General features: G+C 62.5%; 12 protein-coding genes and 1 tRNA gene. 4 read left to right on the top strand and 9 right to left on the bottom strand.

The annotated features are described in order from the left end of the window. Positions 1 to 44: 44 nt before the first annotated feature. The 7 genes from clpX to DSM104635_RS09625 form a co-directional block, all read right to left on the bottom strand. Complete coding sequence (clpX, locus tag DSM104635_RS09655) at positions 45 to 1,313, bottom strand: ATP-dependent Clp protease ATP-binding subunit ClpX (RefSeq protein WP_158765999.1); 1,269 nt, start codon at positions 1,311 to 1,313, stop codon at positions 45 to 47. A 337-nt stretch (positions 1,314 to 1,650) separates the two neighbouring features. Further along, complete coding sequence (locus DSM104635_RS09650; protein ID WP_158765998.1) at positions 1,651 to 2,295, bottom strand: ATP-dependent Clp protease proteolytic subunit; 645 nt, start codon at positions 2,293 to 2,295, stop codon at positions 1,651 to 1,653. Between the two features lie 105 nt (positions 2,296 to 2,400). Further along, a complete protein-coding gene (gene tig, locus DSM104635_RS09645; protein ID WP_228446003.1) occupies positions 2,401 to 3,810 on the bottom strand; it encodes a trigger factor in 1,410 nt (469 codons plus the stop codon). Positions 3,811 to 4,003: 193 nt separating this feature from the next. Continuing rightward, a tRNA-Leu gene (locus tag DSM104635_RS09640) sits at positions 4,004 to 4,088 on the bottom strand. A gap of 100 nt (positions 4,089 to 4,188) precedes the next feature. Further along, positions 4,189 to 4,911 (bottom strand): hypothetical protein, encoded by a 723-nt coding sequence (locus DSM104635_RS09635; protein WP_158765997.1) that lies wholly within the window; start codon positions 4,909 to 4,911, stop codon positions 4,189 to 4,191. A 71-nt stretch (positions 4,912 to 4,982) separates the two neighbouring features. Next, positions 4,983 to 6,461, bottom strand: a complete 1,479-nt coding sequence (locus DSM104635_RS09630; protein ID WP_158765996.1) for an NAD(P)H-hydrate dehydratase — start codon at positions 6,459 to 6,461, stop codon at positions 4,983 to 4,985. Further along, a complete protein-coding gene (locus tag DSM104635_RS09625) occupies positions 6,458 to 7,030 on the bottom strand; it encodes a histidine phosphatase family protein (RefSeq protein WP_158765995.1) in 573 nt (190 codons plus the stop codon). Before DSM104635_RS09625 ends, DSM104635_RS09630 begins: the two co-directional genes overlap by 4 nt. A 177-nt stretch (positions 7,031 to 7,207) precedes the next feature. Here DSM104635_RS09625 and DSM104635_RS09620 point away from each other — a divergent pair, with 177 nt between their 5' ends. Then, the gene (locus tag DSM104635_RS09620; RefSeq protein ID WP_158765994.1) at positions 7,208 to 7,546 is read left to right on the top strand and encodes a P-II family nitrogen regulator; all 339 of its coding nucleotides are present in this window, start codon (positions 7,208 to 7,210) and stop codon (positions 7,544 to 7,546) included. 91 nt (positions 7,547 to 7,637) lie between these two features. Further along, on the top strand, positions 7,638 to 9,041 hold the full coding sequence (glnA, locus tag DSM104635_RS09615; RefSeq protein ID WP_158765993.1) for a type I glutamate--ammonia ligase: 1,404 nt from the start codon (positions 7,638 to 7,640) through the stop codon (positions 9,039 to 9,041). A gap of 61 nt (positions 9,042 to 9,102) precedes the next feature. On the opposite strand, the gene DSM104635_RS09610 is transcribed toward glnA, so the two are convergent. Continuing rightward, positions 9,103 to 10,065 carry a helix-turn-helix transcriptional regulator gene (locus DSM104635_RS09610; RefSeq protein ID WP_158765992.1) on the bottom strand — a complete coding sequence of 321 codons (963 nt, stop codon included), beginning with the start codon at positions 10,063 to 10,065 and terminating at the stop codon, positions 9,103 to 9,105. A 121-nt stretch (positions 10,066 to 10,186) separates the two neighbouring features. Here DSM104635_RS09610 and DSM104635_RS09605 point away from each other — a divergent pair, with 121 nt between their 5' ends. Further along, positions 10,187 to 10,900 carry an NIPSNAP family protein gene (locus DSM104635_RS09605; RefSeq protein WP_158765991.1) on the top strand — a complete coding sequence of 238 codons (714 nt, stop codon included), beginning with the start codon at positions 10,187 to 10,189 and terminating at the stop codon, positions 10,898 to 10,900. A 70-nt stretch (positions 10,901 to 10,970) separates the two neighbouring features. Here the strand turns inward: DSM104635_RS09605 and DSM104635_RS09600 are convergent, their stop codons facing one another. Then, complete coding sequence (locus DSM104635_RS09600) at positions 10,971 to 11,450, bottom strand: outer membrane beta-barrel protein (protein ID WP_158765990.1); 480 nt, start codon at positions 11,448 to 11,450, stop codon at positions 10,971 to 10,973. A gap of 267 nt (positions 11,451 to 11,717) precedes the next feature. Here DSM104635_RS09600 and parE point away from each other — a divergent pair, with 267 nt between their 5' ends. Further along, the gene (parE, locus tag DSM104635_RS09595) at positions 11,718 to 13,727 is read left to right on the top strand and encodes a DNA topoisomerase IV subunit B (protein ID WP_407703512.1); all 2,010 of its coding nucleotides are present in this window, start codon (positions 11,718 to 11,720) and stop codon (positions 13,725 to 13,727) included. Positions 13,728 to 13,740: the final 13 nt, after the last annotated feature.

The following is a 13,740-nucleotide window of genomic DNA, read 5'->3' as shown; positions in this document are numbered from 1 at the left end:
CCACGCGTAGAACCGGACGATTCGTCCTAACGTTCAGTTTGGATTCAGCCGGTCGCGCCCGCGCCGTCACGGCGTTCGGCATAAATCTGAAGCGGCTTCGCACGGCCTTCCACGACGTCAGCCGAAACGACCACTTCTTCCACGCCACTCATCGTCGGCAGCTCGAACATGGTGTCGAGCAGGATGCTTTCGAGGATGGAACGCAAGCCGCGCGCGCCGGTCTTGCGGGCGATGGCCTTGCGCGAGATGGCGCGGAGCGCTTCCTCCGGGAACGAGAGCTTCACGTTCTCCATCTCAAACATGCGCTGATACTGCTTCACCAGAGCATTCTTCGGCTCGGTGAGAATCGTCACCAACGCCGGTTCGTCGAGATCTTCGAGCGTCGCGAGCACAGGCAGACGGCCGACGAATTCGGGAATCAGGCCGAACTTCAGCAAGTCATCCGGCTCGATCTGACGGAGAATCTCGCCGGTGCGGCGATCTTCTTCGGCATGCACAGTCGCGCCAAAGCCAATCGACGTGCCTCTGCCGCGTTGGCTGATGATTTTGTCGAGACCGGCGAATGCGCCGCCGCAGATGAACAGGATGTTCGTGGTGTCGACTTGCAGGAACTCCTGCTGCGGATGCTTACGGCCGCCTTGCGGCGGAACACTGGCGACTGTGCCTTCCATGATTTTCAGCAGCGCTTGCTGCACGCCTTCGCCCGACACGTCGCGTGTAATGCTCGGATTGTCGGACTTCCGCGAAATCTTATCGACTTCGTCGATATAGACGATGCCGCGCTGAGCGCGTTCGACGTTGTAGTCGGCGGACTGCAGCAGCTTCAGGATGATGTTCTCTACGTCTTCGCCGACGTAACCGGCTTCGGTCAGCGTCGTCGCATCCGCCATCGTGAACGGCACGTCGATGATGCGCGCCAGCGTTTGCGCGAGCAGCGTCTTGCCGCAGCCGGTTGGGCCGATCAGCAGGATGTTCGACTTCGCCAGCTCGACATCACCGTTTTTCGCGGCGTGGTTCAGGCGCTTGTAATGATTGTGCACAGCGACGGCGAGTACGCGCTTGGCGTGTTCTTGGCCGACGACGTAATCGTCGAGAACGCCCTTGATCTCCTTCGGAGACGGCACGCCCTCCTTGGACTTAACCAGCGAGGTTTTGTGTTCCTCGCGGATGATGTCCATGCAGAGTTCGACGCACTCATCGCAGATGAACACGGTCGGTCCGGCGATAAGCTTCCTGACCTCGTGCTGGGACTTGCCGCAGAACGAGCAGTAGAGAGTGTTCTTGGACTCTCCGCTGGTGGCGCCTTTGCTCATAAGCGATCCTTCGAGGGCGTTACGCGCTCAATCGTTAGCTCGGAAAACGGCGGGCTGATGGCCCCCGCTGCTACCCTGCCTAACGAATGCTTGAACGCGATCCCTTTCAAAAACGTTCACCACCCGGCCGCCCTGGCCGGGCAATACGATCATAGCAAGGATGGGGCCGCAAGCGGACCGGTCCGGTCCTGGGTCGGCCCATCGGCGGAAGGCGGCCCCGAAACGAGGTTTGTGGGCGCTTCCGGTTCTTATACGACCCGGCTTGGCGGGCCTTCTTGACTACCGGATGTGGCTCTAAAACCGTTACGGTTCAAGGCCAGCATCCCCTTAGCGTGCCTTAAGCAGCCCCAGAGAGGCCGCCTTCGGGCAGTTCGCGCTTCTCATAAACGCGGTCAATAATGCCAAAGGCCTTGGCCTCCTCGGCCGTCATGAAGTGATCCCGGTCCAGGGTCTTTTCGACCCGTTCGTACGGTTGGCCGGTGTGCTTCACGTAGATTTCGTTCAGCCGCCGCTTGGTGGCGATGATGTCCTCGGCGTGGCGCTCGATGTCCGAAGCCTGGCCGCGGAAGCCGCCGGAGGGTTGGTGAACCATGACACGAGCGTTGGGCAGGCAGATGCGGAGGCCCTTCTCCCCGGCCGCTAGCAGCAGCGACCCCATCGACGCGGCCTGGCCGATGCAGACCGTGGAAATCGGGCTGCGGACGTATTGCATGGTGTCGTAGATCGCGAGACCCGAGGTCACGATGCCGCCCGGGCTATTGATATACATGGCGATTTCGCGCTTCGGGTTCTCGGATTCGAGGAACAGAAGCTGCGCGGTCACCAAGCTCGCCATGCCATCTTCGACACCGCCGGTGACGAAAATGATCCGCTCTTTGAGTAGGCGCGAGAAGATGTCGAACGCGCGTTCGCCGCGGCTGGTCTGCTCAACCACCATCGGAACGAGGTTGGCGTATCTGGCGATGGGATCGAACGTCGACATGGGGGCCTTTCGGGAAGCGGCCGGAATCGCTCCGGCGCGGCTCCCATATTTGACGCTTGGCCCTGCCCCGCAAGCCCCGTTAGCCCGCGGGCGACAGCGCCAAGCTTAATCCTCGGCCTTTTCGGCCTTGGCCTTCTTGGTCTTTTTGGGCTTCGCCTCGGTTTGCGGGACCGGCGGCTCGTCCTCGGTGAACAGCTCTTCGCGGCTCACTTCGTTGTTGGTGACCTTGATCAGCTCGAGGATGAAACTGACCACCTTCTCCTCGTAAAGCGGCGCGCGGACCTGGGCGACCAGTTGCGGGTTGCGCTGATACGCTTCGATGACTTGGCGCTCTTGGCCGGGGAATTGGCGCGCTTGCGCGGAGATCTCGCGGCCGACTTCTTCGTCGGTGACTTCGATCTTGTTGCGGCGTCCGATCTCGGCGAGCAGCAGCCCCAAGCGCACGCGGCGCTCGGCGATATTGCGATACTCGGCCTTCAGGTCGTCGTCGCTCTTGCCTTCGTCCGACGGATCGGCGCGGCCGGCGGCGCGATCGCCTTCGACCTGACGCCAGATCTGGTTGAACTCCGCATCCACCATGCGCGGCGGCAGTTCGAAATCGTGTTGGGCGTCGAACGTGTCAAACAGAGCGCGCTTAGCCTTAGCGCGCGATTGCGCGCCGTGCTCGTTTTCGATGCGCTGCTTCAACGCGTCTCTGAGCGCGGGCAAGCTGTCGAAGCCAAGTTGCGCCGCCCATGCATCATCGGGGGCGCCTTCCTTCGGCTTGCGAACGGCGTTGATCTTGGTTTCGAAGGTGGCGGCTTTTCCCTTCAGATTCGCGGCTGCGTAGTCGTCCGGGAACGTCACGCTGAGCACACGCTCTTCGCCGGCTTTGGCGCCGACGAGCTGCTCTTCAAAGCCGGGGATGAATTGCTTGGAACCAATGACCAGCCGTGCGCCCTGCGCTGAGCCGCCTTCGAAAGCCTCGTCCCCTAGGCGGCCAACGAAATCGATATTGAGTTCGTCGCCGTCGGCAGCGGGACCGTCCTTGTCCTCGAAACCGCGATTGGCTTGCGCAATTTTGGCGAGTTCTTCTTCGACCTGCGCGTCGGTCACTGCCGCAACCGGGCGGGTGATCGAGATCGTCTTCAGGTCGACCGGCTCGAAATCCGGCATCACTTCGAGCGAGAGCTCGAACTGAAGATCTTGCGTGCCGTCGACGACCTTTTGCATGTCGCTTTTCAGATCCAGCGACGGCTCGGACGCGGCGCGCACCTTCTCGAGGCTCTCGCGTGCGGAGCGCTGCACCGTCTCGTTGACGATGTCCTGCATCATCGACGGGCCGTACACCTTGCGGATGTGGCTGACCGGCACTTTGCCGGGACGGAAGCCGTTAAGGCGCACGTTCGGCTGCACTTCAGCAATCTTGGCGTTGAGTTTCTGCTGCAGTTCCGAGGCCGGGACGACAACGTCGTAAACGCGCAAAAGACCTTCAGAACGGCGCTCGGTGAGCTGCATTGGGCGTGCTTTCAACATGCGCGCCGTCGCTGCAAATCCTCTGCCGACGGCGTCTATTCGGGAAAGCCGGGCTTATGGCACGCGCGAAATGGGCTGTCCACGCGCCGACGACGCCCCAAAAGGCGCGTGGCGAAGCCACCGAAGCTCAGGTGTCGAGAGCGCTGTCCTCTCCTACGCCAGGGCCTCGGACGCGGGCTTGGCGAGCGTAGGATGGTGCGGACGCCGGGACTCGAACCCGGACGCCTCTCGGCGCCAGAACCTAAATCTGGTGCGTCTACCAGTTCCGCCACGTCCGCAATTGGGCGCCCCGTTTAGAGACCCGGCAGCCCCTCGTCCACGCCCTAACCCCAAGTTGTGGTCGACCTTGCGTCCTTCGGGCGCAGGGGTGGGCCGCTGTTAGTCGGCGGGCTGCTCGTTGGCGACGCGTGTGGTGCCCCACGTCGCGACAGCCTCGGCGGCGGCCTCGTTGACCTCATCCGGGAGCAGCTGGCCCTGAGCGGTAATGTCGATGCGATAGGAGGCGCCATCCGCCATCGGCCAATACACGGCTTGGCCGTGCTCTGGCGTATCGACGAGCGGCAAGCGATCGCCTGTTGCTCGCACGATCGGCAGGAAATCCACACCGGTACGGCGCGCGGGGCGCAAATCGTACACGGACGGCGGCGTCGTTTGCGCCGTGGTGATATCGCGATAGCGGCTATCGAAGCGATCCAAGCGATACTGCGCGTCGAGTCCGAGCACCGTTGCCCATGACTTCCAGCGGATCACGCGCGAACTGATCATCCAATCATCACCGGTCGCTTGGAATGTGTGCGTCGCGCCCGGAGAACCGTCGACGATTTCGGTCAGCGTCACATCATAGGTGCGCTCGGTGCCCTGCACTTTCTCGAAGCTGATAGTCGCAACTTGGCGCTGCGCTTCGCCGAGGCGGTGATAGGTCTGAATGTTGAGGCCGATGAGCGCGACAATGGCGCCGATCGCCAAGAACACACCACCGCCGAGAACGCCACGCCCGCCCTTAAAGGGACGGCCGCGGAACATCCAACCAAGCCCGCTCAACGCAATCGCCAAACCGATCACGCCGACCACGCCCGGGATAATCCACCACCACCAAACCATAACCGACCCCTCTTCGAGCGTACGTCCCGGCTCCAGGGTTAACCCAAAAGACCGTGTTGAAACAGGTCCGATCAACCGTTGAGGGCGGCCTTGAGGTCCATCGGCGCCAAATCGTTGAGGATAGCGGGCAAAATCTCAGTCACATCCTCAGCGATGAGGCCAGGGCCGAGCCGTTCTCCTGCTTTGCCATGCAACCAGACGGCGACGGCGGCGGCCTCGAAGCTTTCCATGCCCTGCGATATCAGAGCTGCGATCAGCCCCGCGAGCACGTCACCCGAGCCGGCGGTCGCGAGGAACGGTGAGCCCGTGGTGTTGACGATGGCTCGCCCGTCGGGCGCCGCGATCACCGTGTCTGGTCCCTTCAGCAACACGACGCATCGTGCGTAGGCGGCCGCGGCGCGTGTGGCGTCGATGCGATTGCTCGAACTCGACCAGATGCCCGGAAACGCGCGGCGAAATTCCCCGACATGCGGCGTCAGCACGTCGCGCGATGTGAAGCCGTGCGTGATGGGCGAGAGCAGCGTGAGCGCGTCCGCATCGAGCACGAGCGGCGCGCGTGGTTCGGCGCCGATCGCCGCGAGCAAGAGCTTATAGTGATCATCGCTCGTGCCGAAGGCGGGACCTATGACGAGCGCGCGCGCTATGCGTGCTGCTTGGGCGTATGCGGCTTCATCGCGCGCTTCGCGCACCATGATCGCTGTCAGCTGCGCGGCGTTTTCATCCAACGCGTCCGGCGGACTGAGGACCGTGACGAGCCCTGCCCCGCCGCGAAGCGCCGCGCGCGCTGAGAGCCGCGCTGCACCAGTGCGCGCGCGGCCACCGCTGGCGACGATGACATGGCCGCGCTCATTCTTGTGCGCATCCGGTTCGGGCCATGGCAGCGACCACAGCGACGGATCGTTTTCGAACAAGCTGACTTTCTGCGCCGCGACAACATCCTCCGGCGCGCCAATGTCAGCGACCACGATCTCACCGCACAGCGCACGCCCCGGCATCAACACATGCGCCGGCTTCTTGCTCACGAACGTGACCGTGAGGGCTGCGCCAAAGCTGATTTCGTTGAGCGCCATACCGGTGTCGCCGTCTATGCCACTTGGCACGTCGATGGCGACGACGCGATCGGCTCGCTTCCAGAATGCGTTTGCCGCGCGCGCGGCCTCGCCTTCAAGCGGACGCGACAGCCCGGCGCCGAAGAGCGCATCGACGACCAGTTCCGCACGCGGATTGTCACGGCTCAGCGCGTAGGTCTCACCGGTGAACGCTGCGGCAGCGTCCTTGGCGTCGCCTTTGAGCGTGTCGCGCGGCACGAGCGTTTCGACCCAGACGGGCCAACCGCGTTCGAGCAAATAGCGCGCGGCGACCCAACCGTCGCCGCCATTGTTGCCAGGACCGCAGAGCACTGCGGTCGGACGCGGCTTAAAGCGTGCGACGATGGCATCGGCCACAGCGCGGCCCGCATTTTCCATAAGCGTACGCGTCGGCACGCCGGCGGCGGCGCTGCCGGCATCGATCGCGCGCATTTCTTCAACAGTGATGATCTCGCGGCTCATCGCACGTCTGCCGAACGCATTTCGCCGCCCAAGCGGACAACGCGCAAGCCGGTGGAGGCCAATTCTAGTTCGGTGATTGAACAATGGGCGGGTCGGAACACGATGGTCTCGGCGCTTTTGCTCGCCGCGCTCACTATGGCGTTGATTGCGATGAAGTGCGTGAACACCACCGTGTCAGTCGTCATCTCGCGAAGCGCCGCGCCACATGCCTCGCGCCACGCGCGCAGATCTTCAGCGACGTCGTTCCACTGCCGACGCACCACGCCGTCGTCCCAGGGAAACGTCTCCCGCAGCCAGTTGCGCCGATCCTGCACGCTCGCGGGGGCCACGACCTCGCTGACACGCGGCTCTATGCGCGGTGCGACACCCCGAAGCGCCGCGTATGGCGCCGCGGTTTCGCGGCAGCGCAGCATGGGTGAGGATACGACCGCAAGGTTTCCAATCGCCGATAGCGACTTCGCCGCGGCCTCCGCCTGCTCGCGCCCCAAGTCGCTCAAACCTGGATCCAATGCCTCGCCGCCCCAGCTGGTGGCGGGTTCGGCGTGTCGGACCAGAAACAATCTTGGCATTCAGCCAACTTAGTCGCGGTCGGCGCCTGCGCCAGCCGTTTGATTGGGCGCCGGCGCCCTATCCTTGGGCGCCCTGACGTCGCGGCCCGGAACCCACAGCCCGTCGCCTTCCAGACTCGCCCCCCGGCGTCCAAGAGACCATCAAACTGGGCTCTAACCAAAGAGAGGGGTGCTCCGATGAAAAAAATCGAAGCGATCATCAAGCCGTTCAAACTCGATGACGTAAAGGAGGCCCTTCAGGAGATCGGCCTGCAAGGCATGACGGTAGTCGAGGCCAAGGGCTTCGGGCGTCAGAAAGGCCATACCGAGCTCTATCGGGGCGCCGAGTACGTCGTTGATTTCCTTCCGAAGCTGAAGGTCGAAGTCGTCGTCGCCGACGATCAAGTCGACGCGGCGCTGGAAGCGATCCAAAAGGCGGCCAAGACCGGCAAAATCGGCGACGGCAAGATCTTTGTGCTCGATGTCCTGAACGTGGTGCGCATCCGCACTGGCGAAACGGGCCAAGCGGCAGTCTGATCAGCCGAACGACCTGATTCTCGCGCGCCGCGGCGGACCGAGACGTCCGCGGCGCCGTATATTTGTAACATAAAACTCGGGGGAGTTTCCGATGTCAGAAGAAATTCTGAAGCTGATCAAGGACAAGGAAGTCCAGTTCGTTGACCTTCGGTTCAACGACCTTCGCGGCAAGATGCAACACGTCACCTTCGACGTGTCGATGATCGACAAGGACATCTTCACCGAAGGCACGATGTTCGACGGGTCGTCGATCGCCGGTTGGAAGGCGATCAACGAGTCCGACATGGTCATGCGCCCTGACCCCAAAGGCGCGCACATCGACCCGTTCTATCAGCAGACCACGCTGGTGATGTTCTGCGACATTCTCGAACCGGGCACGCTGCAGCCCTACTCGCGCTGCCCGCGCGGCATCGCAAAGCGCGCCGAGGCGTACGTGAAGTCATCGGGCGCGGGCGACGTTGCTTACTTCGGCCCCGAGGCTGAGTTCTTCGTGTTCGACGACGTGCGCTGGAGTACGGACCCGAACAACACCGGTTACTCGTTCGATTCAACCGAACTGCCGTACAACACTGGCAAGGCATACGAAGGCGGCAACATGGGCCACCGTCCGGGCCCGAAGGGCGGCTACTTCCCGGTGCCGCCGATCGACTCGCTGCAAGACATGCGCGGCGAAATGCTGGAGATCATGGGCTCGCTCGGCATGCAGCCGGAGAAGCATCACCACGAAGTCGCGCCCGCGCAGCACGAACTCGGCCTCAAGTTCAACACGCTGACGACGATGGCCGACAACATGAACTTGTATAAGTACATCATCCACCAAGTGGCTGCATCCTACGGCAAGTCCGCGACCTTCATGCCGAAGCCTTATTACAAGGACAACGGCTCGGGCATGCACGTGCACATGTCGATCTGGAAGGGCAACAACAACACCTTCGCCGGCGATCGCTATGCCGATCTCAGCGAGAATTGCCTCTACTACATCGGCGGCGTCATCAAACACGCGCGCGCCATCAACGCGTTCGCGAACTCGACGACCAATTCGTACAAGCGTCTGGTGCCAGGCTACGAAGCCCCGGTGCTGCTCGCCTATTCCGCGCGCAACCGCTCCGCCTCGTGCCGCATTCCGCACGGCACCGGCGCGAAAGCCAAGCGCGTGGAGGTCCGCTTCCCCGATCCGGCCGGCAATATGTACCTCACGTACGTGGCGCTGTTGATGGCTGGCCTCGACGGCATCGAGAAGAAAATCCATCCGGGCGATCCGCTGGATAAGAACCTCTATGATCTGCCGCCGGAAGAACTGAAGGACGTGCCGACTGTTTGCTCAAGCTTGCGCCAAGCGTTGACCTCGCTCGACGCGGACCGGGACTTCCTGATGAAGGGCGGCGTCATGACCGACGATCTGATCGACGCCTACATCGAGTTGAAGAAGGAAGAACTCGACCGCTTCGAAACCCACCCTCACCCGGTGGAATTCGACATGTATTATAAGGCGTAAACGACGCAGTGATCACGACGACGGACGGGCCGAGGGCGACTTCGGCCCGTTTCGTTTTGGCTCACTGGTAGATACTGGCCACCTTCTGTGCTTCGCGTGCGATTGCTTCGCGCAAAGCTGGCGGCTTCAATACCTCGACGTCGGCGCCGAGGCGCAACATCTGGCCCGTCGCGTGGCCGATGCTCTCGATTGGAATGTCGGCCTTGATCCAGCCGTCGGGTTTGCATGGTTGGCCGCTGTCACGCGCGACTTCGGCGGCTGCTTCGTTGACGCCGCGAAGTCCGCGCAAGCCGGCCGGCGATAGTTTCACCACCGCGCGTTCCTTCAGCAACCGTGCTTCAAAATCCTTGGCCCAAGTGGTCCAGAAGCGTGCGAGATCGAAACGCGCAGGGCGTTTGCCCTGCCCGCCGAGAACGTCGAGCGCGCGGATGTTGGAAACGCGATAGGTGCGGGGCTGGCGTTTTACAGCGGCGACCAAATACCAAATGCCTGCTTTCAGAACCAAACCAAGCGGATCGACATCGCGCGTCACGAGATCGGTCCAACTCTCGTAGCGGATACGGATACGCTTTTCGGTCCAGACCGCTGTTGCGAGCGCGGGCAAAATGTCGATGCTTTCGGCGCGGCTGTACCAATTGATGGGATCGAGGTGAAAACGCGAGGCGACACGTTGCGCGCTCGCGCCGGAATCGGGCGGCAAGCTGGCAAGCAATTTTAGCTGCGCGGCGGCAGCTTCCGCGCCAATGCCGAGATCGCTCGCGGCGCCGCCGACACCCGCTAGCAACAGCGCGTCGGCCTCGGCTGGCGTGAAACCGGTGAGACGGGTGCGGTAACCATCGAGCAAGGCAAAGCCGCCTGCCCGTCCGCGCTCGGCATAGACGGGCACGCCGGCGGCGCTGAGTTGATCGATGTCACGATAAATGGTGCGGACCGAGACCTCGAATTCCTGCGCCAGCGTCTCGGCGCTGAGACGCCCACGCATTTGCAGGAGGATCAGGATCGAAAGCAGCCGGCTCGCACGCATTCCTCTGTGTAGCACGAATACCTGACGCTCCGTGTCAGGTTTCTCCCGCTAGAACCGGCCGATGATAACGCGCCGCCTGCTTCTTACCTCGACGCTCGCCGCTTGCGCCACGGAGCCGCCAATGCCTTCCCCAGCCGTTTACGAGCTTCGCAACTACACCACGCAACCCGGCCAACGCGATGTTCTGATCGCACTGTTCGAGCGCGAGTTTATCGAGAGCCAGGAGACTCTCGGCGCGCGCGTAGTCGCGACGTTCCGCAATCTCGACAATCCTGATCGCTTCGTCTGGATTCGCAGTTTCGAGACCATCGCCGCGCGTGCCGCGGCATTGGACGGCTTTTACAGCGGCCCAATCTGGCAAGCGAGCCGCACCGCCGCCAACGCGACCATCATAGACTCCGACGATGTGTTGCAACTCCGCCCCATCTCCGGCGACCCCACGCTCGGCGCGACTTTGCGACCAGCAATGGGCGCGACCGCGATCCCTGAAACTCTAATCGTTTCGACGACCTATTTCCTGGCCGATCGTCAGGATGATGCGTTCGCCGCCCTCTATGCGCGCGAGGTTTTGCCCATCCTTCGAGAGATAGGCGCCGAGCCGTTCGCTACCTTCGCCACCGAACACGCGCCCAACAGCTATCCGCGCTTGCCGGTACGCGAGACAGAAACGGTCTTCGTCACGCTTTCGTACTTCGCGTCCGAACAGGCGCATCGGGAGCACATGAGCGCGACCAGTGCGGCGTTGCGGGACGTCGCCGGCGTTGTGCAGCCATGGATCATCGCGCCTACGCAAGCATTGCGGTTGCAGCCGACCGCGCGCTCGCTACTGCGCTAAAAGGCAACGGGCCGGAGATTGCTCTCCGGCCCGCTTCGCCGTTCTAGCGATGATTCCGGTTCTCCCCGGATCAGAAGTTCACTGTACCCGCGAGCGAAATGGCGTCGGACTCTTCGTCGCCTTCCATGCGGGTGTAGTCGGCGCGGATGCCGAGGCCCGGCGTCGCTTGCCAGGACACGCCGCCGCCATAGGCGACGCCATCGTCCTCAACGTCGCCGCCAGGCGTGCTCAGTTCGACGGACTGATAACCGACGCGGCCGTGCACGGCGAACGTGTTGCCAAGCGGCAGACGGCCCACTGCAAAGCCGCCGAGCGCATTGTCGAGTTCCACGCCGGCGTCATCGTCCAAGCCGAACGTTGCTTCGCCTTCAACGCCGAAATTCTGGTTGAAGTTGTAGCCGAGCCGGCCCGTTACGCCGCCGACTTCAGCGTCGTCAAAGTCGTACTGGCTGTAGCCAAGGTTCGCGTACACATTCTGCGCGCTGGCCAAGGCCGGTACGGCGAACAACGCCGCCGCCGCGACAGCGGCCATCATTGCGAACTTTTTCATCTTGGTAGTCTCCTCGTTCTCGAGCGGCCCCATAACGCCCGTGTGACGGGAGGCGAACGGCGATTGTGCGGCTAGGTTTCGGCGGGAACTGCCATTTCCTGAGCGCCACAAAGATGCGTGTCCGGAATGACACTTAATTCCCCCACTCCGCGCATTAACTCCACGAATACCGAATTGGAGTGCTGTGTTGCCCCGCCCATAGCATTGCTGAGGCAGCGCGAAGCGCCTTAAGGAACCGTCATGGCGCAAGCGCAGAAGAAATCTCCGATGGCCAAGGACGACGACAATCTCTGGGAAGGCGGGCTTTTCGGCGAAAGCGATCCGCCGCCGCCCGCAGCGAAAGATGGCTACACCGCAAAGGACATCGAGGTTCTCGAAGGCCTCGAACCGGTGCGCAAGCGCCCTGGTATGTATATCGGCGGCGTTGATGAGCGCGCGCTGCACCATCTGTTTGCGGAAGTTCTCGACAACTCGATGGACGAAGCGGTCGCTGGCTTTGCCGATCGCATCGAAGTGGAACTCGAAGCCGACGGCACGTTGCGCGTGACCGATAACGGGCGCGGCATGCCTGTCGATCCGCACCCGAAGTTTCCGAAGCAGTCCGCGCTCGAAATCATCATGACGGTGCTGCACGCGGGCGGGAAGTTCTCGGGCAAGGTCTATCACACCAGTGGTGGCCTGCACGGCGTGGGCGTTAGCGTTGTGAATGCGCTGTCTGATATGGTCGAAGTCGAGGTTGCGCGGGACCGCAAGCTCTATCGCCAAACCTTCTCGCGTGGTGCGCCGACGTCGAAGCTCGTTGAAGCCGGCGCCGCGCACAATCGCCGTGGTACGACCGTGCGCTTTCATCCGGATGCGGAGATTTTTGGCAAAGGCTCGGCGTTCAAACCGGCGCGCTTGTTTCAGATGGCGCGCTCGAAGGCGTACCTACAGCGTGGAGTGCAAATCCGCTGGAAGGCGGCCGCGTCGCTCATCACTGACGACACGCCCGGCGAAGCGATCCTGCATTTCCCAAACGGCTTGGCAGACTTTCTTGGCGAGCTGACAAAATCCAAGCGCGCCGTGGTCGCCGAACCTTTCGCGGGGCGTACCGAGAAGGATGGCCCGCACGGCCGCGTCGAGTGGGCGATCACTTGGGTGAGCGACGGCTTTGGCGAAGCCGATGGGTTTCTGCGTTCTTACTGCAACACGGTGTACACGCCCGACGGCGGCTTTCACGAAGCCGGCTTCCGCGCGGCGATCGCCAAGGGGCTGCGCGCTTACGCTGAGCTTCGCAACAACAAGAAGGCTTCCGTCATCACGCAGGAAGACGTGATGAACACTGGCGCCGGGCTTGTCTCCGTCTTTATTCGCGATCCGCAGTTCGAGGGCCAGACCAAGGGCAGGCTCGTTTCGACGGAAGCGGCGAAGATCGTCGAGCAAGCCGTGCGCGATCCGTTTGACCACTGGCTGGGCGCCAATACGAACGAAGCCAACCGGCTTCTCGAATGGTGCATTCAGCAAGCCGAAGACCGCATGCGGCGGCGCAAAGAGAAGGAAGTCTCGCGCCAGAGCGCAACGCGCAAGCTGCGTCTGCCGGGCAAGCTCGCCGATTGTTCGCGCGCAGGCGACAAGGACACCGAGATATTCCTGGTCGAAGGCGACAGCGCCGGCGGGTCAGCCAAACAAGCGCGCAACCGCGAGACGCAAGCGATCCTTCCGCTGCGCGGCAAAATCCTAAACGTCGCTTCGGCCGGCGCCGAGAAGATGAGCGGCAACCAAGAGCTAGCCGATCTCGCTTTGGCGCTCGGTGTGCAGATGGGCGCGAAGTTCAAGACTGATGACCTGCGCTATGAGCGCGTGATCATCATGACCGACGCCGACGTCGACGGCGCCCACATCGCCTCGTTGCTGATCACGTATTTCCATAAGCAGATGCCGGCGCTGATCCGTGCTGGGCGTCTCTTTCTGGCCATGCCGCCGCTCTATCGCGTCACCGCGGGCAAAGAGAGCATCTACGCGCGGGACGACGCGCACAAAGAGGCGCTGCTCAATGGCGAGTTCAAGGGTCGCAAGGTCGACATCTCGCGGTTCAAGGGCCTCGGCGAAATGATGCCGGCGGACTTGAAGGACACCACCATGAACCCCGCCACCCGCACGCTCGCGCGCGTGGTGTTGGATGACAGCGGCGCGCCGGATTTCGAAGTGCTGATCGAGACGCTGATGGGCAAAAAGGCGGAGCTTCGTTTCAACTACATTCAGGCGAATGCGAAGTTCGTGGAGGATGTGGACGTTTAATATGGACCGCCGG

The organism is Terricaulis silvestris (assembly GCF_009792355.1).
Taxonomy (GTDB): Bacteria; Pseudomonadota; Alphaproteobacteria; order Caulobacterales; family Aquidulcibacteraceae; genus Vitreimonas; species Vitreimonas silvestris.
The sequence above is the reverse complement of the archived record's forward strand: the minus strand, read 5'-3'. Positions and strand labels throughout refer to the sequence as shown.